The sequence below is a fragment of the Achromobacter sp. 413638 genome, from assembly GCF_043119405.1.
Lineage (GTDB): Bacteria > Pseudomonadota > Gammaproteobacteria > Burkholderiales > Burkholderiaceae_B > Achromobacter.
Window position 1 is genome coordinate 21820 of the sequence record NZ_JBICCO010000065.1, and the last position, 18472, is coordinate 40291.

The 18472-nt window shown below is 64.3% G+C and carries 33 protein-coding genes; 21 read left to right on the forward strand and 12 right to left on the reverse strand.

All coding sequences use genetic code 11. The features are described from left to right. Window positions 1–252: 252 nt before the first annotated feature. Genes ACEU5R_RS22635 through ACEU5R_RS22685 form a run of 11 tightly spaced genes read right to left on the reverse strand, consistent with a single transcriptional unit; the run spans window position 253 to window position 5978 of the window. Window positions 253–702 (reverse strand): hypothetical protein, encoded by a 450-nt coding sequence (locus ACEU5R_RS22635; protein ID WP_392411802.1) that lies wholly within the window; start codon window positions 700–702, stop codon window positions 253–255. Further along, window positions 699–905, reverse strand: coding sequence for a hypothetical protein (locus ACEU5R_RS22640; protein WP_392411804.1), 207 nt, complete (start codon window positions 903–905; stop codon window positions 699–701). Before ACEU5R_RS22640 ends, ACEU5R_RS22635 begins: the two co-directional genes overlap by 4 nt. Next, window positions 902–1441: a hypothetical protein gene (locus tag ACEU5R_RS22645; protein ID WP_392411805.1), complete on the reverse strand. Its 540-nt coding sequence runs from the start codon at window positions 1439–1441 to the stop codon at window positions 902–904. The genes ACEU5R_RS22640 and ACEU5R_RS22645 overlap by 4 nt, the downstream gene beginning before the upstream one ends. Continuing rightward, the gene (locus tag ACEU5R_RS22650) at window positions 1438–2202 is read right to left on the reverse strand and encodes a hypothetical protein (RefSeq protein WP_392411807.1); all 765 of its coding nucleotides are present in this window, start codon (window positions 2200–2202) and stop codon (window positions 1438–1440) included. The genes ACEU5R_RS22645 and ACEU5R_RS22650 overlap by 4 nt, the downstream gene beginning before the upstream one ends. Then, window positions 2199–3140: an AAA family ATPase gene (locus ACEU5R_RS22655; RefSeq protein WP_392411809.1), complete on the reverse strand. Its 942-nt coding sequence runs from the start codon at window positions 3138–3140 to the stop codon at window positions 2199–2201. Before ACEU5R_RS22655 ends, ACEU5R_RS22650 begins: the two co-directional genes overlap by 4 nt. After that, window positions 3137–3508: a hypothetical protein gene (locus ACEU5R_RS22660; protein WP_392411811.1), complete on the reverse strand. Its 372-nt coding sequence runs from the start codon at window positions 3506–3508 to the stop codon at window positions 3137–3139. The genes ACEU5R_RS22655 and ACEU5R_RS22660 overlap by 4 nt, the downstream gene beginning before the upstream one ends. Beyond that, window positions 3505–4227 (reverse strand): hypothetical protein, encoded by a 723-nt coding sequence (locus ACEU5R_RS22665; protein ID WP_392411812.1) that lies wholly within the window; start codon window positions 4225–4227, stop codon window positions 3505–3507. Before ACEU5R_RS22665 ends, ACEU5R_RS22660 begins: the two co-directional genes overlap by 4 nt. Window positions 4228–4237: 10 nt before the next feature. Then, complete coding sequence (locus ACEU5R_RS22670) at window positions 4238–4816, reverse strand: endonuclease domain-containing protein (protein WP_054444625.1); 579 nt, start codon at window positions 4814–4816, stop codon at window positions 4238–4240. Further along, window positions 4809–5210 carry a nuclease domain-containing protein gene (locus ACEU5R_RS22675; protein ID WP_392411814.1) on the reverse strand — a complete coding sequence of 134 codons (402 nt, stop codon included), beginning with the start codon at window positions 5208–5210 and terminating at the stop codon, window positions 4809–4811. The genes ACEU5R_RS22670 and ACEU5R_RS22675 overlap by 8 nt, the downstream gene beginning before the upstream one ends. Further along, window positions 5210–5665: a recombination protein NinB gene (locus ACEU5R_RS22680; protein WP_392411815.1), complete on the reverse strand. Its 456-nt coding sequence runs from the start codon at window positions 5663–5665 to the stop codon at window positions 5210–5212. The genes ACEU5R_RS22675 and ACEU5R_RS22680 overlap by 1 nt, the downstream gene beginning before the upstream one ends. 1 nt (window position 5666) lies before the next feature. Next, complete coding sequence (locus tag ACEU5R_RS22685; RefSeq protein ID WP_062683001.1) at window positions 5667–5978, reverse strand: hypothetical protein; 312 nt, start codon at window positions 5976–5978, stop codon at window positions 5667–5669. A 65-nt stretch (window positions 5979–6043) separates the two neighbouring features. On the opposite strand from ACEU5R_RS22685, the gene ACEU5R_RS22690 reads away from it, so the two are divergent. Together ACEU5R_RS22690 and ACEU5R_RS22695 are read left to right on the forward strand one after the other, a co-directional pair. Further along, window positions 6044–6217, forward strand: coding sequence for a hypothetical protein (locus tag ACEU5R_RS22690; protein WP_392411818.1), 174 nt, complete (start codon window positions 6044–6046; stop codon window positions 6215–6217). A gap of 89 nt (window positions 6218–6306) precedes the next feature. Then, on the forward strand, window positions 6307–6786 hold the full coding sequence (locus ACEU5R_RS22695) for a hypothetical protein (RefSeq protein ID WP_392411820.1): 480 nt from the start codon (window positions 6307–6309) through the stop codon (window positions 6784–6786). Window positions 6787–6811: 25 nt separating this feature from the next. Here ACEU5R_RS22695 and ACEU5R_RS22700 read toward each other — a convergent pair whose 3' ends face one another. Next, window positions 6812–7018, reverse strand: a complete 207-nt coding sequence (locus tag ACEU5R_RS22700; RefSeq protein ID WP_392411822.1) for a Cro/CI family transcriptional regulator — start codon at window positions 7016–7018, stop codon at window positions 6812–6814. Window positions 7019–7110: 92 nt separating this feature from the next. On the opposite strand from ACEU5R_RS22700, the gene ACEU5R_RS22705 reads away from it, so the two are divergent. The 19 genes from ACEU5R_RS22705 to ACEU5R_RS22795 all read left to right on the forward strand — a co-directional run bounded on the left by ACEU5R_RS22705 (window position 7111) and on the right by ACEU5R_RS22795 (window position 18405). Continuing rightward, entirely contained in the window at window positions 7111–7488 is a 378-nt protein-coding gene (locus ACEU5R_RS22705) for a helix-turn-helix domain-containing protein (protein ID WP_392411824.1), read from the forward strand. A gap of 200 nt (window positions 7489–7688) precedes the next feature. Then, window positions 7689–8669: a TerB N-terminal domain-containing protein gene (locus ACEU5R_RS22710; RefSeq protein WP_392411825.1), complete on the forward strand. Its 981-nt coding sequence runs from the start codon at window positions 7689–7691 to the stop codon at window positions 8667–8669. A gap of 193 nt (window positions 8670–8862) precedes the next feature. Continuing rightward, window positions 8863–9906 carry a pentapeptide repeat-containing protein gene (locus ACEU5R_RS22715; RefSeq protein WP_392411827.1) on the forward strand — a complete coding sequence of 348 codons (1044 nt, stop codon included), beginning with the start codon at window positions 8863–8865 and terminating at the stop codon, window positions 9904–9906. 40 nt (window positions 9907–9946) lie between these two features. Next, the gene (locus ACEU5R_RS22720) at window positions 9947–10192 is read left to right on the forward strand and encodes a hypothetical protein (RefSeq protein WP_392411828.1); all 246 of its coding nucleotides are present in this window, start codon (window positions 9947–9949) and stop codon (window positions 10190–10192) included. A 7-nt stretch (window positions 10193–10199) separates the two neighbouring features. Then, window positions 10200–10733, forward strand: coding sequence for an HNH endonuclease signature motif containing protein (locus ACEU5R_RS22725; protein WP_088158790.1), 534 nt, complete (start codon window positions 10200–10202; stop codon window positions 10731–10733). Then, on the forward strand, window positions 10730–11098 hold the full coding sequence (locus tag ACEU5R_RS22730) for a hypothetical protein (RefSeq protein ID WP_251201160.1): 369 nt from the start codon (window positions 10730–10732) through the stop codon (window positions 11096–11098). The genes ACEU5R_RS22725 and ACEU5R_RS22730 overlap by 4 nt, the downstream gene beginning before the upstream one ends. Window positions 11099–11192: 94 nt before the next feature. Then, window positions 11193–11492: a hypothetical protein gene (locus ACEU5R_RS22735; protein WP_392411830.1), complete on the forward strand. Its 300-nt coding sequence runs from the start codon at window positions 11193–11195 to the stop codon at window positions 11490–11492. Beyond that, complete coding sequence (locus ACEU5R_RS22740) at window positions 11489–11695, forward strand: hypothetical protein (RefSeq protein WP_392411832.1); 207 nt, start codon at window positions 11489–11491, stop codon at window positions 11693–11695. The genes ACEU5R_RS22735 and ACEU5R_RS22740 overlap by 4 nt, the downstream gene beginning before the upstream one ends. Before the next feature lie 2 nt (window positions 11696–11697). Then, complete coding sequence (locus tag ACEU5R_RS22745) at window positions 11698–12150, forward strand: hypothetical protein (protein WP_392411834.1); 453 nt, start codon at window positions 11698–11700, stop codon at window positions 12148–12150. After that, window positions 12147–13130: a recombinase RecT gene (locus ACEU5R_RS22750; protein ID WP_392411836.1), complete on the forward strand. Its 984-nt coding sequence runs from the start codon at window positions 12147–12149 to the stop codon at window positions 13128–13130. The genes ACEU5R_RS22745 and ACEU5R_RS22750 overlap by 4 nt, the downstream gene beginning before the upstream one ends. Continuing rightward, window positions 13127–13594, forward strand: coding sequence for an HNH endonuclease (locus tag ACEU5R_RS22755; RefSeq protein ID WP_392411838.1), 468 nt, complete (start codon window positions 13127–13129; stop codon window positions 13592–13594). Before ACEU5R_RS22750 ends, ACEU5R_RS22755 begins: the two co-directional genes overlap by 4 nt. Further along, complete coding sequence (locus ACEU5R_RS22760) at window positions 13591–14235, forward strand: YqaJ viral recombinase family protein (protein ID WP_392411840.1); 645 nt, start codon at window positions 13591–13593, stop codon at window positions 14233–14235. The genes ACEU5R_RS22755 and ACEU5R_RS22760 overlap by 4 nt, the downstream gene beginning before the upstream one ends. Before the next feature lie 36 nt (window positions 14236–14271). Next, window positions 14272–14799, forward strand: coding sequence for a hypothetical protein (locus tag ACEU5R_RS22765; RefSeq protein ID WP_392411842.1), 528 nt, complete (start codon window positions 14272–14274; stop codon window positions 14797–14799). A 97-nt stretch (window positions 14800–14896) separates the two neighbouring features. Further along, the gene (locus tag ACEU5R_RS22770) at window positions 14897–15382 is read left to right on the forward strand and encodes a hypothetical protein (RefSeq protein ID WP_392411843.1); all 486 of its coding nucleotides are present in this window, start codon (window positions 14897–14899) and stop codon (window positions 15380–15382) included. Between the two features lies 1 nt (window position 15383). Next, on the forward strand, window positions 15384–16172 hold the full coding sequence (locus ACEU5R_RS22775) for a hypothetical protein (protein WP_392411845.1): 789 nt from the start codon (window positions 15384–15386) through the stop codon (window positions 16170–16172). Next, window positions 16172–16429 (forward strand): hypothetical protein, encoded by a 258-nt coding sequence (locus ACEU5R_RS22780; RefSeq protein ID WP_392411847.1) that lies wholly within the window; start codon window positions 16172–16174, stop codon window positions 16427–16429. The genes ACEU5R_RS22775 and ACEU5R_RS22780 overlap by 1 nt, the downstream gene beginning before the upstream one ends. Window positions 16430–16676: 247 nt before the next feature. Beyond that, window positions 16677–16991: a hypothetical protein gene (locus tag ACEU5R_RS22785; protein ID WP_392411848.1), complete on the forward strand. Its 315-nt coding sequence runs from the start codon at window positions 16677–16679 to the stop codon at window positions 16989–16991. After that, window positions 16988–17185, forward strand: coding sequence for an excisionase family protein (xisR, locus tag ACEU5R_RS22790; protein WP_049072320.1), 198 nt, complete (start codon window positions 16988–16990; stop codon window positions 17183–17185). The genes ACEU5R_RS22785 and xisR overlap by 4 nt, the downstream gene beginning before the upstream one ends. Further along, window positions 17182–18405 (forward strand): Arm DNA-binding domain-containing protein, encoded by a 1224-nt coding sequence (locus tag ACEU5R_RS22795; RefSeq protein WP_392411850.1) that lies wholly within the window; start codon window positions 17182–17184, stop codon window positions 18403–18405. Before xisR ends, ACEU5R_RS22795 begins: the two co-directional genes overlap by 4 nt. The last annotated feature ends 67 nt before the right edge of the window (window positions 18406–18472 follow it).

An 18472-nucleotide genomic window follows, 5' to 3' on the forward strand; every position in this document is an offset into this window, starting at 1 on the left:
GTCTGGCCGATTGCGGCGGCTGTTCCCACAGAGCAGAGGCCGGAGCGTGACGTCTGCCAGCCGGTGCCCATGCGGCCCGGCGGACGGTTCTCTCTGGCCCCTGCTCTCTGGAAACAAAAGGTGCGGATGCACCTATGCCGTCAGCTCGATCACGCTCAGACGACGACGCCCGCAATGCAAAAAGCCCCGGCCATTGGCTCGGGGCTTTTCTTCCGGAAACGCGACATCCGCCTACGGGCATCAGTCTCGTCGTTAGACGGTAGTCATCACGGATTGAGGGGGATTATGCACCCGTGATACGAACTTGGCAACATAGAACTCGAATTCGTGAACGGCACGGACCAGAATGTCGTCGAATTCCCGCACCCGCATCCCCTGCATCCGGCAAATGATGGCCGGCGGCTGTCGCAGAACGTAGTAGGACCGCAACAGCGCTGTTTCTCGCGGCAGGCCTCGATATCCCGCCGCGGTGCGCCAGCAAGCCTCGATCAACTCCGCATCCGCCTCGTCCTTCTCCGGTCGCGGCTGCTCGCTGTCCTCGCCACGCGGTAGCTTGCCCGCCCTGCGGGCCAGTTCCTGGCACACCTGGTACGTGGGCGAGACCGAGAAGGATGGGCGGTCTCGCATCACGGCTCCCCAGTTTTCAAGCCGCAGATGGAAGTCCGCCGGCAGCCGGTCCAGTAGCAGTTTCGAGATGGTCATGGCGTTTGGCGGTCCTCGTATTTCTTGCAGCGTTGACCTATCTCTTCACCGAGGGCGCAGCGCAGCACGCGCCTGCCACCGAAGGGGTCGGTCACGAGCCGAATCTGGGTACAACCCGCGCACGTGCGCGCCGGCGCCGGCTCTTGACGGCGCTCCAGCACCTTCGCCGGGTCGCCGCGCTCGGATTGGCGGGCCCAGCTCATGCGGCACGCTCCTGGATGCCGGCCAGCGAATGCAGTGGTTCCTGCGCAGCGCGTGCGCGCTGGGCGACCATCTCCATCGCGGGCGACAGGGCGAATGCTCGCGGCGCCACCTTCGTGCCAGGCACAACCGTGACAGGCCCGGTGTACGGCCGCTCCGGCCGGGCTGTCTTCCGCACATGCGGCGCGAAGTGGGCGGCCACGTGGGCAGTGATGGCCGCGTTCAGCCAGCGGTCGTACGCCGCCGAGGGCGTTTCGCCGCGGCGCTCGACGCCGCCGCCGGCGCACAGCCACAGGCCCAGTTCCACCTTGCGCAGGCGCGGCCGGATTCGATCGGCCGGCTTCTCCCGCCCGGCAGGCGCTTTGGTGCGCGGCGTGGCCGGAATCTCACCGGCCTTCTCCCGGTGGCGGCGCACCAGCTGCGCGATGCGCGTGGCCGTGACCTGGTACTCCAGCGCCAGCGCGCCGGTGGCCTCGCCCGCCAGGCGGCGCGAGACGATTTCCGCGTTGCGCGCGGTCTGCTCGTGGGTGGTGTTCATGCTTTGCGCTCCTGCGCCACTGCCCAGTGCAGGATCGCCAGGGCGTCGGCGTCGTTGTCCGATTCCGGGCGGAAGCCGCGGGCGCGCGCCTGGGCTTCCATGGCGGCCTTGTCGGCGTTGCCCTTCCCCGTCCAGTGCTTTTTGATCGTGCCCACCCCCACCGGCATGAGCGCGGCGCGGTGGCTGTCGGCGACCATCTGCACCAGGCACAAGAACGCGCCGTAGGCGTGGGCCGCGTCGGTGCCGACGTGGCGCTTCACGTCCTCGTAGGCAATGGCATGCACCTGGTGGCGGACCACCAGATCGGTGACGAAGGATCGCGCGCGCAGCCAGCGCTGGCCCGGCGTCCAGCTCTTGCGCGGGGTGAACACTTCGGTGCCGTGCCATACGGCGCCATCGCGCGCGCGCACCGCCCAGCCCAGCTTCGTGCCCAGGTCCAGCGCCAGGATGTTGACGTTCACTCCAGAGGTCGAACTTGACGAATTGCGCGAATTGGCAATTTCGCCCTGCGCGCGCGCGAAGCTGTCCGGGACGCAGACAAGGCACCCGTCGCAGCCGCGGGCCTGGCACTGCATGCGGGTTCGCCCACCGAATGGCTGTGGTAAGGATTCATGCGGCGTGGCAGGGCTATGTGCTTGCAAGACCCGCGCCGTTGCTGACTTCTCGCTTTGAAAGTCCGGTGAATACGTGATTCGGCCAGTGCCCGCCAGCGTGCCGGCCATCGGGTCGTAGGGGTCGGTGAGGTTCGGTGAAGCGTTCATGCGAGGGCTCCGATCATGTCGATGGGTTGGCGACGCTGGTCGCTGGTGAATTGCAGGCTGTCGGCGTGGCGCCAGAGGCTGATGCGCCCTTCCCATTCGCCGTGCCGGTTCTTGTCGCAGATGAGCATCGTGTCGGGCAGCTTGAGCGTTTCGTCCGACAGCTCGCCGCCGTTGCGCAGTTCCGCTTCGGCGATGCGTTCCTTTTTCTTGTTTCTCCAGACAGTGAGCATCTGGTCGACCTGGTCGACGATGGCACCGGAGCCCTTCGCCGAAAACTTGCCCGGGACGGCGTCCTCGTTCTCGCCCTTCTTGGCGTGGTGCACCAGGTGAATGTGCATGCCCAGGTCACGCGCCAGCGTGCAGAGCATGTCCACGAAGTCCTTCTGGCCGTTGTAGTCGTCCTCGCCGCGGACGCACTTCATCAGGCTGTCGATCACCAGGTGGCGGACCTTGAGGCGATCGGCGCAGTAGCGCGCCACGGCGTACAGCATGGCCGGCTTGACCGTTCCCTGCTGGTCGTACAGCCATAGGCGGTCCCGCGACCAGTCGATCAGGCGGTCAACGGCCTGCACGCTCGGCCGGCTGTTCATCGCGGTCTGGCGCAGCATGCGCTTGAGGGTGGACTGGGGCTTCATCTCGAACGAGGCGATGCACACCCGCTCGTCCTGGCAGGCGAAGCCGATGCAGGCCTGGCCCAGCAGCTCGCTTTTGCCGTGGCCGTTGATGCCCTGCCACAGCGTCACCTCGCCCGGACGGAAGCGCAGCAGGTCGTGCGTCTTGGCCCAGGGCAGCTTCGCCCCGGTAATCTGCTCTCCGTGCTCGACCGAGCGCGCCAGCTCGTCGCGCCAGGCTTCGGCCGCCAACACCTTTGCCTGGGGCTCAGTCTCGGCCATGTAGGCCTCGAAGTCGATATCCGCGGAACTGAGGATCTGGCTCATGCGGGGAACTCCTCGATGCTGGCGCCCGGCTGCCAGATGGCCATGCCCCAATCGCCCGAGGCAATGACCTTGGCCGGCGAGCACTCCATGAGCCGGCGCAGGACCTGGAACGCCCTGGTTTTCGTCGGTGCCATGAGGTGCACAACCGTGCCCACCACCGGGCGCAGGTCGAGGGCGGCAACGTTCTCGTCGTCGTGGATGTGGATCTCGGCATGGCCGACCCAGCGGCCATTCGTCATCCGGCCGATCATGGCCTCGGGGTGGGTGAAGCTGCCGTAGCGCTGCCCGGCAGGCACGCAGGCCACCCAGACATCGGCCGGCCGGTAGCCCGACATGCGGGCGGCGAAGAGGGTTTGATGTCCGATCACACTGCCCCCGCCCACGGTTGCTCAGCACCACTGCCCGCGAGCAGGCTCAAGGACGCCGGCGGCATGTCGTCCTCCCAGCGCCGGCCGTTCAGGTACGTCGCCGGCGCGGGCTCATATCCGCGTTTCCACTGGTCGGTTTCGCACATCGCCTCGACATGAGCCACGATCTGGTCGGCGATCGACTCCAGGCCATGCCGTTTCCAGCGCTTGCAGCAATCCGCCTTATCGACCTTCCGCGGAGACCTGGGCCAGGAATTCCAGAACCGGACGAAGCCGGCGGGCACGTCGGCGACAGCCGGCAAGGGGGTTTCTTTATTCCCTTCCTTATCCACTCCACTCCCTTCCGGGGGTGAGGACTCGTCGAGCGCTCGGCGAGTGGGTGCTGAATCACCTGGCTTAAACGGGGGGTGCTTATAGGTCGGGCGGTCGATTTTCTGGTGGTGCCAGCCAGTTACGTGCAGGAAGTCCTTGTTTTCAAAGGAGTAATAGGCAATCAGCCCATTCGACGACAGCTCGTCGAGCAATTCCTGAATGCTCGACGACATGATGTCGTCGCCAGGGAACACGTTGGCCTTGATGGTCTTCGCGCTGGCCACGTGGTTGCCTGCGTCGTCGCAGAAATTCCACAGGCCGATGAACAGTAGTCGAGCCATCGGCGAGCAGTTCATCACCTGCTCGCTGGTCCAGAACTCGGGTTTGATGGAGCGGATTCGGGCCATGATGTTCGTCCTAGCCGCCGAACCCGAGCGGGTCCTCGGGGTTATATTCTTCGCGGACGCCGCAGAAGACTGCGAGCAGATCGAGGGCTTCGAAAGCCACCTTGAACGGATCAGCGCACACCTCACTGCCGGTGAAGTGCAGGACCTTCAGCCCCTTCTTGACCAGGAATCGGTCACGGGCCTTCTCGTACGCGCGTTGGAATTTGTTCTTGTCGTGGAAGGCGTGCCCGTCGAGTTCCACCACCACAGGTGTCACAACGTCCTCGGGTCCTATCCCAACCTGTCGGAGCAGGAAGTCAACGCGATACTTGCCCACGAGGGCCTGCGTTTCGACGTAGACGCCAGACTGCAGCCGCAAAACCCCGTCAGGGCCGCTGCGCGGGTGCGGGTTGACCTCGAATCGTTCGGCTGCACACATGGCGTGCACAGCAATGAAGAACAGGTCCTCGATGGGCGATTCGCAGGCGCCGTTACTGAGGTGTCCGTACATATCCTGCGAGAACTCTTCTTCGCAGCGGCGCCCATGTAGCGCGGCCGCGCGTTCCAAGAACTCGAATACGTTTGACGCAAGCTCGCGGCTTTCAGCCATGGGGTATCTCCAGTTTGCTGGCGCGCGCGGCGGACCAGCGTGTGTAAGCCCATTCCCAGGTCGCCTTCTTCTCGGCCTTGGTCAGGGTCATGCCCTGGTCAAGGCAGGTGTGACAGCGCGCACAGCCGGGAACGGTGTAGATGTCGGGGGCTTTGATGCCCATGCCCTTGCCGTAGTCGCTCCAGTTGGCGTGACACGGCACGACGGTGTCGCGCTCACCACGGCATACGCCCGGGATCTGCAGGTAGCAAGGCTCGCCCCGGCAGGCGGCCAGGTACTTCGGTTCGTGGCCGGCGCGCTTCTTCGGCGCGCGGCGCTTGAATGTGGACCTCGACAGGGGTGTCGACACCCTCGACATGGGCGTCTTGCGCTTGAGTTCGGAGCGGCGCAGCATCAGCGGCCCCCTCGCGCGCGAAACTCGACGCCCAGTTCGGCGCCGGCGGCTTCCACCTGCTGCAGGTACTGGGCCATGCCCTTGACGGTCAGCTGCGTAGTGCTGCCCACCAGCGCGCGGTCGCCGCGCGGGGTGATCTGCCACTTCACGTAGCCATCCAGGCACAGCTCGGGGTCAAACTCTTCGGGCAGGAATTCGCGCTTGAAATGCTCGTGCCACGCCTCGGCCGCGAAGCGCTTGCCAGCCACCCATGCCTGCTCAGCGATGTCGGCCAGCGGGCCCACCCACATGAGCGCGTTCTGGCTCATCTTGCGCGGCTTCACGCGCTCGCGCACGACCACTTCCAAGGGCTCGTCGGCGTCCAGCGGCAGGTTGGCCAGGAACGTCTGGGCCGCGGCCTGTTGACTGGCGCCGACCAGCAGGAACGTGCGGGGGTTGTGCAGGCGCTGGCGCATGTCAGCGGTCCCAGCCGCACTCGCCACGGCCTTCGCTGGCGCAGACGCACGCGGCGCCCGTCTTGCCCAGCTCGCGGATGGCGTTCAGGTAGCGACGCGTCACCGGCACCATGTCCAGCGCGCCGATGGCGGCGTCCAGCTTGTCGATCGTCACGCCCTGGGTGCCCGACAGGAAACGGCTCACCTGGCTGTCATCCCAGCCCAGCGCCTCCATCACCGTGGGCTTGAGCCGCGGGTCGGTCAGGTACTGGCGAAACGAGCGCGCCATTGAGGGCGCTTGAGGAACCTGCGAGATGGGTATGGGTGCGTTCATCGAGATACAGCCTTGAACAAAAGAGCCTGAGTGCGCTTGAGCGCGGAGCCGCGCACACTGGCGGCATGAAAAATCTGACCGACACCGAAAAGCTGCTCATCACCGCCCAGGACATGGCCCGGCGCACCTTCGTCGACCCCAGCGAAGCGGCCGTCATGGACCTGTTCCGCGAGCTGTGCGCCGAAAGGGATCGCTCGGCATGGGCCACCGACGACCGCGTCGGCGCAACGGTGCATTGATGGCGTCATGCACCCTCCCCGCCGTGGTTCCCGCGCAACGTAGAATCGGGAGTTCTCACACAGCCCTTTTCTACGTTGGGGGAACCCTCATGTTCGTCGACATTGCGAACGTCATCACCGCGGTCGCGACTGCAGCGACGGCTCTGTACGCCATGCTGCAGTTCCATATCCTTAAGGGCCAAAACGATCCGCATCTGATGGGCGAACTGTCGCCGTATGGCGACAAGCCTGGCGTGTACATCCTCAGAATGCGAATTCACCCAGCGACGCGGCCCATGCGCTTTGTGAAAGTGCGCGCCGACAACGCCAAGATTGCGGAAGCACTGCTGGGCGTTGATCGAGATGGCATGGCCTATTTCGACCCGACAGCTATTCCGAGCGCTCAATCCGCTCTCCCATTGGAGTTGGCGTTGGCGCCGGATCGCATCTCATCCGAACCGGAGATGCTGTACTTGTTCGTGTTGCCCCGGAACTCATCCAAGGCCGTCATCATCGCTTTGGAGACGCGGATCATGTACCTGCCGGTCAGGTACAAGCTGGTGCTCAGCGCCATCAGCGCGAAGGCATAGAGAAGCAATGGGATCGGCACACACATCACGCCGCCTCCTGCTGGGCCGGCGCGGGCGCGGCCAGCTTGAACACGTCAGGGCGCACGGCTTCCAAGAACATGCGCCGCGCTTGCGGAATGCCCTCTTTGCGCCAGTCGGATACCGACGGCGGCTTCACCTGGCACAGGCGGGCGACGGCTGCGGTTCCGCCAAGCGCGTCGATGATTTCGGAGTCGGGGTGTTGGGTATCCATGCCGCAATTATTAGGCTTGCCTTATTTTTAGTCAAGGTACGCCTAACTTCACTGAGAGGCATGCCTAAGTCGGTCCCGCTTAGGATTGCCGGATGAATACCCTTGCAGAGCGCCTCAAGCAGGCAATGGAAGACACCGGCGTCAAGCAGGTGGATATCGCCCGAGCGGCGGGCATCAAGCCCCCCTCAGTGGCAGATTGGCTCACGGGCCGCACAAAGAACATTCGCGGACCTAACCTAGTCAGCGTCGCGCGGTTTCTGAATGTGAGTGAGGCATGGTTGGCCGATGGAAAGCTGCCACGTGAGCGCCAGCTCGATTCCGACTGGCCATTCCCCGCCATCCCGAAAGAGCGCTACAGCCAACTAACTGAGACCCAACGCCGCGGGATTGAAGAATGGGTATCTAAGCAGGTCGATGCTTATCTGGGCATGGATCCCGCCAAAAGCGATTCCCACAACAAAGCGGCCTGATCGCTCCCATTTATCTCTAGTGCCATTTTGCGGAAGATGCTTCACGGGAGGTTGAAAGTTGCGAGATCGAATCCAGGCGCGTGCCCCAATGGGCTAGGCGATCAGTCGAGGATCGGCTACTGAATAGCGAGCCAACGCACTGGCCGACGCCGCAACAACGGCCGCTCAGTGGAACATGAATAGAAGGAGACAGGCTCCCGATGAGATTGATGACAACAGCTATTGCTGCAATGCGAAGAGTGGTTGGGACAAGCGAAACACGCGAGCCAGATAGTCTTGCACTCCCGCATATCCCGGCAGGTCGAAGAAACCTTCTTTTCCTATCTACTGATGAACCAGCATCTGGCGCAGCCAATCCCTTATCTATCACACTATCCTTGAACGAACATGGCGACGTCGATCTGACCGGTCCAGCGGAGCCAAGCACTATCTATGCTTCATCCCCTGTCACGTGGCCGGCTCCAGCCGAAGACCAAGTGACCAAGTTGGGATATTTCCCTTCCTACGCAGGCATGACGCCCGACCAGAGAGGGGTATATCTCGCATGGCTACAAGATGTCCGTCGCCCGATAGAGCCAGGTTATGTTTTCACGTACTACTATGGGTTGGAACGACACTTAATCGAAGGCGACTTCCTTGCCGCGCTCGGCGAAATCTTGCTCTTACGTCAGCACCACGCCAATAAGTCGTTCCAGGTCTACAGTGGTTCAGCGTTGCTCCACGCATGTCTGATGCGTGGTCGCGCTGATGTCCTTCAAAGCCTTTACACGGATCACGGGTTTGATTATTTCGGTAACTCCAGCCTCCTGCTCCTACATCGGCAGAAGCTCCCACTTCTTCCTGACATGCTCCTGATGCTGGCCGAGAGGCTTCCAGGAGTTAACAGGCGCTACCTCAAGTCAGAGAGGGAACTCTACCGTGGCCAACTGATGCAACTGCTGACGGATGAGTTGCATCAGGAATCCTACGAATTCTGGAATCGTTACCCGCTTGAATCGGTAGACGCTATTCCCCATGCAATTTTCGCCAACGTTTCTTTCCCTCCGGAAACCCGAACGCCCCAGCTTCCGAATCTGATGAGCCATCCTCCATTTCAAGACGAGATGCTGTCCTTGTTCGGTCGGGTGCATGAACGCGCCAAAGCGGCAAAGCGAATGCGAAGCACCAGTAGCGAAAAATAGCCCGGAGATTTATCCGAATTAGGCCCGCTGCATGCGGGCCTTTTGCTGCTTCCAGGTTGGCGAAAAGGGGAACGAGCCTCCGAGGGCGTTAGGTAGTTACAAATTAAATTAGGCATGCCTATTGATTGAAAATTAGGCATACCTTATATTTCTCCCAACACCTCACCACCCGGTGAGAAACAGGGAGAAGCCCGTGATTTACGAGATCAAGAACCGCTGGACCGGCGCCGTGCTCTTCACGGCTGATGTGCCCGAGGGCACCGAGAGCGGGCTCGTTGCTCGCGTGGCGCTGGAGCAGGCCGTGGCCACCCGCGCGAACCTGGCCCGCGCATACCTGGCCGGCGCGGACCTGGCCGACGCGAACCTGGCCGACGCGAACCTGGCCGACGCGGACCTGGCCGGCGCATACCTGGCCGACGCGAACCTGGCCGGCGCGAACCTGGCCGGCGCGGACCTGGCCGGCGCGGACCTGGCCGGCGCATACCTGGCCGGCGCATACCTGGCCGGCGCGAACCTGGCCGGCGCGGACCTGGCCGGCGCGGACCTGGCCGGCGCATACCTGGCCGGCGCGAACCTGGCCGGCGCGAACCTGGCCGGCGCATACCTGGCCGGCGCATACCTGGCCGGCGCATACCTGGCCGGCGCGGACCTGGCCGACGCGTACCTGGCCGACGCGAACCTGGCCGACGCGAACCTGGCCCGCGCGGACCTGGCCGACGCGAACCTGGCCGACGCGGACCTGGCCGGCGCATACCTGGCCGACGCGGACCTGGCCGGCGCATACCTGGCCGACGCGGACCTGGCCGGCGCGAACCTGGCCGGCGCGCGAAACCTGCCGGCGGCCACCGAAGCTACCAGCCCGACGGAGCCGTATCAGCGCGACACACGCCCCGCTGCCGAACGTAATGCAGCACGCGCCGCCCGCTTCCGCGAACGCAATCCCACTGTGCCAGTCGTTGAAGCGCTGGACGCGAAGATTCTGGCGGCGGTCGAGAACGGCGCCGGCGGTCTCGAAATGGGCGCATGGCACACCTGCGAAACGACCCACTGCCGCGCCGGCTGGGCTGTCCATCTGGCGGGCGAGCCCGGCTACGCGCTGGAGCGCGAATATGGCCCGCAAGCGGCCGGCCGGATGATCTACCTGGCGTCGGTGGGCCGTGCGCCGCACTTCTTCGCCAGCAACGAGCGCGCTATGGCCGACCTGCGCGCGCAGGCCGCGATGCAGGCCGCCTCCTAATCCGACCACCCGCCCCGGGTGCCGGGGCAAGGAGACAACCATGAACGATTTCCTCAAGAACGCCATCGCCATGGGCACGGACGGCGACGCCGCGGCGGCGATGGTCCAGTACGGCGGCAGCTTCATGCGGCTGGTCGGCTTGGCCTGGCAGGCGGCCGACGTCGTGAACCAGGCGCGCCTGAAAGAAGCGTTCCGGCCGGAGTTCGACCGCTACCGCACGGACGCGGCCACCCTGTCGCACTACCAGGGCCTGGCGCGCGACGCCGAGTTGGCGGGGAGAAATTGAGGCTGCCATGGAGATCACTCAATCCATAGCCCGTGAGGCTCTGTCCTATTCCCCCGACACGGGCGCTCTGGCATGGCTCCCCCGCCGCCGCACCCTGTTCACGACGGACCAGCAATGGCGCGCCTGGAATACCCGGTACGCCGGCAAGGAGGCAGGGCGGATCGCCAACGACGGGTACCGCAAAGTGACCATGTTGGGAGGCCGATACCAAGCCCATCGATTGATCTGGCTTCTCGTCTACGGCTGCTGGCCTGCCGGTGAAATCGACCATATCAACGGGGATCCGGCAGACAACCGCTTGGCGAATTTGCGTGATGTTTCTCACCAGGAGAACCAACGCAATCAGCGCCTGAAATCCAGCAATACCAGTGGCTTCAACGGTGTTCTCTGGGACAAGACTACGAAGCGTTGGAAGGCCTACATCGGCGGCGCTCAGCGCACACACGTGGGTTTCTTCGACACCCCAGAAGCTGCGGCCGCGGCGAGAAAAGCCGCCCAACAACGCCTCGGCTTCCACCCGAACCATGGAGATCAGCGATGAGTGCCAATCCCCAACCCAAGATCACGCCCGCGCAGGAACTGCGCATGGACCTGGCCGGCGACGTGCGCGCCGCGCTGCGCGACGGGCTGCACGAGGTCGTGCGCTATGCCGTGGCCGAGCCGAACCGCCAGCCGGTGGCGCACGCCATCTACGAAGACAGCATCGGCAACAAGGCCCTGGTCGAGGCATTCGATGCGGTGGCCAAGGCCTATGCCCACAGCGACACGTTCGGCCGCATCGGCCAGTTGTTCAGCAATTTCATGGACGGCGCCAGCGCGCACTACGTGGAGAACCTGGCCGACGCCATCGAGGATCCCGAGCGCCAGCTTGATGTGTCGTTCGAACTGCCGGCGCGCCGCAAATGACCGCCCTCCTTCAATTCATCGCCGGCGGCCTGGCCGCGGCGTACCTGATTGGCCTGATCGGCGACGCCGCGATGGCCCTGCACCGGAGAAATGCATGACGACGACCCATACCCCGGGCCCGTGGCGCATCGGCAAATGCCATGGTGCTGTCGTGGCCGATGTCCCGGTCAATGCCGGCCTGGACAACGACCACATCGAAGCCTACGGCGGCCATCTGATCGCGGAGTCCATCGCAATTTGCAATCAGCCGCTGATCGCCGCCGCGCCCGACCTGCTTGCCGGTGCCGAGGCCGCCTGGAACTGCATCGCCGAATTGCCGTCGACCCCGGCCCGTGTCGAGGCGGCGCAGTTGCTGATCAACGCCATCGCCAAGGCCAAGGGAGAGCAGCAATGATCCGCCGCCTGCGCGTGAACTGGCGCCGCGCGCGCCGCACCGGCCGCGACCTTGACATCGCTGGCTACGCCGTGGGCATCGCCGGCGGCGTGCTGATGCTTGCCGCACTGACCGGCGTGCTGGGCCCGACGCTGGACAGCCAGTCCACCCCCTACCCCACCTGCGAAGGCTGCGGCAAGACCGCTGTGGCCGCCAAGGAATGAACATGACCGACATCACCATCAACATCGACGAATACCTGAGCGACGAAGAAAAGCGCCAGATCGCCCGCGAAGAGTTCCGCGCAGCCTGCGCGCACCGCTCGGATACCGACTTCGAACGCATCCTGAGCAATGCCGCGTATGACCTGGTGCGCAAGGAAGTCGACGACGCCTTCGACGGCGGCATGGTCGACACCGTGCGCGCCAATGCCCTGAAGGTCATCCGGGAACTGTCTTCCTTCACCGTCTTCAACCGTCCCAACGCATGGGACAACGAGGCCTGCAAGGGCTGGACGTACCTGCAAGAGGCCATCGAAGCGGCGAAGCCGGCCATCGCCGAGCGTGTCCTGGCGATCATCGCGGAAATGGACGGCGACGACCTGCGCGGGCGCCTGGACGGCCTGATCGGCGACGTGATCGTGTCGAAGCTGACCGCGCCGGCGAAGGTGGAAGCATGAACAACCTCGCAGTCATCACCCAGGACATCTACGACAGCCGCGGCACGTTCGCCGCCGTGCTGACCGACCCGTCGATCAATTTCGAGAAGGAAGCCGGGTTCGCGATCCAGGTCCTGCAAAACAACGACTTCGCGCTGAAGATCGCCACCGGCAACCGCCAGTCTGTGATCAATGCCGTCACCAACGTGGCCGCCATCGGCATCAGCCTGAATCCGGCGAAGCGCCAGGCTTATCTGGTGCCGCGTGACGGTCGGATCTGCTTGGACATCAGCTACATGGGGCTGATCGACCTGGCCGTGGCTACCGGATCCATCCGCTGGGCGCAGGCCGAGCTGGTGCGCGAGGCTGACAACTTCGCGCTCAACGGCTTCGACGCACCGCCCACGCACGTCTTCAACCCGTTCAGCAAGGACCGCGGCGAAATCGTCGGCGCCTATGTCGTGGTCAAGACGGCAGACGGCGACTACTTGACCACGCCGATGAGCAAGGACGACATCGACGGGATCATGAACCGATCGCAGTCGGTGAAGTCCGGCAAGTCGTCGCCCTGGAAAACGGACTACGGCGAGATGGCCAAGAAGACGGTCGTCAAACGCGCATACAAGTACTGGCCCAAGAACGACCGCCTGTCTGAGGCAATCCACCACCTGAACACGGACGGCGGCGAAGGCTTGGCCACCACCAGCGCGCCGGTCGACCCCGATCTGCTGCCGCGCCTGCGCAAGCTGGTGGAAGCCGCGCCGAACGCCGCCGCGCTGGAGAAGGTGTGGAAGGACGGTTTGGGCGAAGTGCGCGCCACCAAGGACATGGCCATCTACAACTCTTTCAAGTCGGCCGTGGCCGCCCGCGGCGCCGTGCTGCGCGGTGAAGCCGTGCCTACCGAAACGCCGCCGGACGACGGCAAGACCATCGACGAGCCGCCCCGCGACCCGTCCGACGACGGCTTCGGCCGCGATGACCAAGGAGGAAACCAGGAATGAACCCCGCAGACGAACTGCGCGAGAAATTCGCCTACGACCCCACCACTGGCGTTTTCATACGCCGGTCAACCGGCAAGGTTGCCGGCCATCGCAAGGGCAACGGCTACCTGCACTTCCAGTTCGCGGGCAAAAAACATGGTGCCCATCGGCTCGCGTGGCTGTACGTGCATGGCTCATGGCCGGAACACGACGTCGACCACATCAACGGCATCCGCAGCGACAACCGGATCTGCAATCTGCGAGACGTTAGCCGGTCGGTCAACCTTCAGAACCAGCGCCGGCCCGCGTCCCACAACAAAAGCACGGGAGTGCTGGGCGTCTACCGACATGCCGGAGGCAGGTTCATGTCGAGAATCAGCGTCAACCAGCGCGACACCTATCTTGGCCTGTTCGACACCATCGAGGCTGCACAGACCGCGTATCTGGAGGCGAAGCACCGCCTGCATCCTGGGAGCACGATATGACCCGATACATTTTGTCCCCGCATGAGCAGGGAACGGACGCCTGGAAGCTGTCCCGGTGTGGGCGCGTTACCGGTTCCAGAGTGGCCGACATGCTGGCGACCACTGCGAAGGGCTGGTCTACGAAGCGCGGCGACTACTTGATGGAATTGGCGGTCGAAAAGCTCACTGGCGAGCCGGCAGCCGACGTCTTTGTGACCAAGGAAATGCAGCACGGTATCGACAACGAACCGCTTGCACGCATGGCCTACGAGCAGGTCTCGGGGAACATCGCCCTGGAATCCGGCTTCATGTACCTGCCGGACGTTGACGTTGGATGCAGTGTCGACGGGTTCTTCGAAGAGGACGGCCGAACCGGCGTCTTGGAAATCAAAGCGCCCAAGAGCACGAACCACATCAAGTATCTGCAGGGTCAGGTCGTGCCGGACCAGTACCGCCCGCAGTGCCTTCACAACATCTGGGTGACCGGCGCCGAGTTTGCCGATTTCGTGTCGTTCGACCCACGCTTCCCGGAAGACCTGCAGCTTTTCGTCTGCCGCTACACCCCCACCGCCGCAGAGCTGGCCGACCACGAGCGCGCCGTCCTGCAATTTCTGGCCGAACGCGACGAGCTGGTGGCCCAGCTCAAGCGCCTGGCCGCCTAACCCTTCCCAGCAGCACAACCTACGGAGCAATCCCGCATGTTCTCGATCACCGAGCAAACCGCAACCCTGGCGCACATCAACGTGCGCACCGAGCGCCACGGCGAAGAGCCGGCGGGCGCCGCTGACCTGAAGATCAGCTTCACCGATGGCAACGGCGTGCTGTCCGAATTCCATCCGGTGCTGCGCTCGTTTCTCTACAAGCAAGAGGAATCCCCGGACCAGGCCGAGATGCCCGTTGGCGAGGCACTGACTGTGCGCCGCTTTGGCGACCTGATCGAAAAGCTCCGCCTCAAGCACGAGCTGGTAGGCGCCAAGGTGTTGATCGGCTTCGGCCTGGGCGGCGCTTCCGATATCGAACTGGACCCCGCCGACGTTGACGGGTTCGCCGCTGAAATCATGGAAGGCGGCAGCGTGATCATCACCTTCCGCGTGAAGTGCCACCCGAGCGGCGAGCAGGTCAAGAAGCTCTACGAGGTGCTGGGCAACCAGATCACGATCACCATCACGCCGGCCCAGGAAAAGCAGGGCTCTCTGGAGCTGGCGCCCGAGGCGGAAACCGCATAACGACTATGGCCGGCCCGGCGGCGGGACTCCCTCCCCCTCCCCCTACCGCCGCCGGTGCCCGGCCGCCCCAATTCTGAGAACCACGATGATCCCCGCCATGAACCGCCAACAGCGCCGCATGATGGAAAAGCAGCAGGCCCGCGTGCGCGCCACGCGCCGGCCTCGCCCTGAACACATCCCCATGCTGGTGAAGGCGCAATACACGCTGGAGCCGCTGGAGACGCTGATCGACCAGATTGAGCGTCTGGGCACCGTCGACACTGCCCAGGGCGAAGCCATCTTCCCCAACCACGCGGACGGCGTCTGGTATCCAGCGGTCGGCGCCGTTGCGGGCATGGCCGACTTCTTCGAAATGTGGGCCACCCGGCACAGCAAACCCCTGAATGTCTCAGCGCTGCGCCAGCTGGCCGCCAGGCTGGAAAGCGGCATGCCGGTTGACCAGCCCCTGGTCGACCGCCTGCGCGCACTGTTCCCAGTGCTTCGCCGCGTAGGTGCTGCGCTCGACCGCGACGACGCCGAAGACCTGATCCGCCAGACCCTCATCAAGAACGAACTCGGCGCCGCGCGCGCCACTGGAGCTTGACATGACCCACATACCCGCCGGCTGGCGGCCTATCGAGAGCGCGCCGAAGGACGGCACGGAGTTTCAGGCCTGGTTGAATATAGGCTTGTGGGAGCCGCGCTGTCGTTTCAATCCTGACAGCGAAGCATTCGAAACTTGGGGACGTGTGGATTACGACTGTGACGGGTGGGATGCCTGGACGGCTCTGACCGCAACGCACTGGATGCCCCTCCCCGCAGCTCCCAGCGCTGAGCAAGACGCCACGGGCAACACCGCCGGCGAGCGCGACGCGTGGTTTGCCGGCATGGAAGCCGGCCAAGACAGCGCGCGGCACAACGCCGCGATCCAGGGCGCAGTCGAGCAAGACGCTGGCGCGCAGGGCGGTGTTTTGAGCGCGCTGGAACATGCGCTCAGCTGGATATCGAAAACTCCGCACGGCGACAACTGCTATCTGGACCCAGACCACTGCCTGGGCAACAGCTGCGTATGCGGCAAGGATTCGCTGGTTTCGCATATTGAGAATGTGCTGGATGACGTTCAAGACGCCGCCCTGGGCGACATCGGCCAACCCAGCTCCGCGTTGCTCTGCGCTGCTCGCGCAGTCGTTGCCGCAGTTGGCGATGCACGGGAAGCACATTTCGACCTGTGGCAAGACGACATGGTGGTGGCGTCGGCCAGTGGCCCAAGGGCGCAGGCCCTGCAAGAGATCCAGCACTATGCCGCCGTGTACAGCCAGGACGGCCCTGTGCAGATCGAGGGAGTCATCCGCATCCCGTTGAATGCCGCCCAGCAGGGCGAAGGGAGCGAATGATGTCTCAGGCGATCAAAGACGAAATCGCACGCTTGCGTTACGAGGCGCGCCACTCCCGCGATCTTGCGGCCGCGAAGCGAATACTCATTAAGGATCTGAAAGCGCGACCGATCGGAAGCAAGGATCCGCTGGCAATGCTCGATGCCCAGGGACGGGTGGCTGAGTACGTCCGCCATGCGCAGATCTGCGAGGCGAAGATCAAAGAGTGGCGCGCGCAGCTTGTCGCGCCGTCGGCAGAACAGGGCGCGGGGAGGTGAGCATGGGATACATCAACCCTCTACTGCGCCTCCCCGCCGGTCAAGCTCTCCAGAAACTCCCGAAGGCCGACCGCGAACGCATCGAGGCCGTCATGCGCGAATTGCGCGACCAGGCCAACACAGAAGCGGAAACGGCCTGGGCTCGCCGCAAGGCTCCCATGGCCGCGTACTGGCGGGCGGTAAGCACATACGCCCGCCACGTGGCACACGCGCTTGCCAGCCCCCGCCACGAGGGTGGGAGGTGAGCATGGGCAAGCACGTCGTTTGCCACAGCGGTGGCCACTCGTCGGCACTGGTGGCGGTCGAGGTCGTTCGGCGCTACGGGAAAGAGAACGTCGTGCTGGTCAACCATGACTTGCCATTCTGGACCGAGCACGCCGACATCAAGCGGTTCAAGGTCGAGGTGGCGCGCCGCGAGGGCGATCGATGGTTCACTCGTGGCGCCAACCATTGCCGCGGCACGCTCCAAGGCGTCGCCTATTGGGCACGCTTGCAGCCCCTCCCCCCTGAAATCCTGCGGCGCATCCAGCGGGCCGCGCCACCGAAGGAGCTGACACCATGAAATGGGTCAAACTCGCCAAGTACTGTGAGCTGTCCGGGGATACCCCTGACGCCATCTATGCTAAAAATCGCCGAAGGATCTGGACCGACGGCGTCCACTACAAGAAGGCGGCCGACGGCTGCATCTGGATCAACACCGAGGAAGTCGACAAATGGGTCGAGCAGGATCAGAGCCAAAGCCGCCGCGCGGCGTGACCATCCGGGAGCTGAAGGACGGCCCGCGCCTGCAGATCGCCTTCAGCTACCGCGGCGAGCAGTGCCGCGAGCTGTTGCCGGCGGCCAAGGTCACGAAGTCCTACCTGGAATATGCGGCCGGCCTGCGGGCCGAGATCCGCCGCAAGATCGCGGATGGCATCTTCAGCTATCGCGCCTACTTCCCAGAATCCCCGGCCGCCGCCAGGCTGGAGCCGAGCCCGGCCGCGATTCCGGGCGCCAAGCTGCTGCTGGGCACGCTTCTGGACGCGCAGCTGGCGCTGTATGAAAAGCAGGCAGCCAACGGCAGCATTTCCGCGTCCACGCTCCTGGGCTATGCCAAGGCGATCAGGCATTACCTCCGGCCGCGCTGGGGCGATACACCCGTCAACGAACTGGCGCCGGCCGACCTGCGTGCCTGGATCGCGGGCATGGGAGTCACCGGCAAGACGGTGCGCAACCGTCTCACGCCGCTCCGGTCGGTCCTGGATGATGCCGTTAACGATGAGCTGCTGGACAGCAACCCGCTGGACCGAATCGCCCTGGGCAAGCTGATCAAGCAGACGGCCACCAAGAGCAACTACGAGGTCGACCCGTTCGATATGGACGAGGTCGCCGCGCTGTGCCAGGCGGCCCGCGCTGACGAACTGCCGCTGATCCAGTTCTGGTTCGAAGCTGGTTTACGCCCGGGGGAAATTCAGGCTGTGGAATGGGCAAGCGTGGACTGGGTGCATGGACGCGTGCGCATCGACGACAACATCGTGACGGGCATGGTCGAGGGCAAGGCCGCCCAGGTGCGCAAGGCGCCGAAGACCCAGGCGGGGATACGCGATGTGGATCTGTCGCCCCTGGCGCTGGCGGCGCTCAAAGCCCAGAAAGCATTCACCTTCCTGGCCGGCGGCCGGATCTGGCACGACCCGCGCAAGAACGAGCCGTGGGCGTCGGACGCGCAGATCCGAAAGTCCCTCTGGCAGCCCCTTTGCAAGCGCGCCGGCGTGCGTTATCGCAACCCGTACCAGATGCGGCATACCTATGCCAGCACGCGGCTGACGGCCGGCGCGAATCCCTGGTACATTGCGGACCAGCTCGGCCACACCGACGTCGAGATGGTGTTCAAGATCTACGGCAAGTTCATCCCGAAGAACTTCCAGCGCGCCGGCGCATTCACACCGGTTTCACACGCAGACCAGGCGGCCGGCAAAACCGGCACCGTAAGCGGCTGATTCTTGGGACATATTCCCCCCAAGAAAACAGGCCTGCCGGCAGTTCAATTCCCCCCGGCTCCACCAA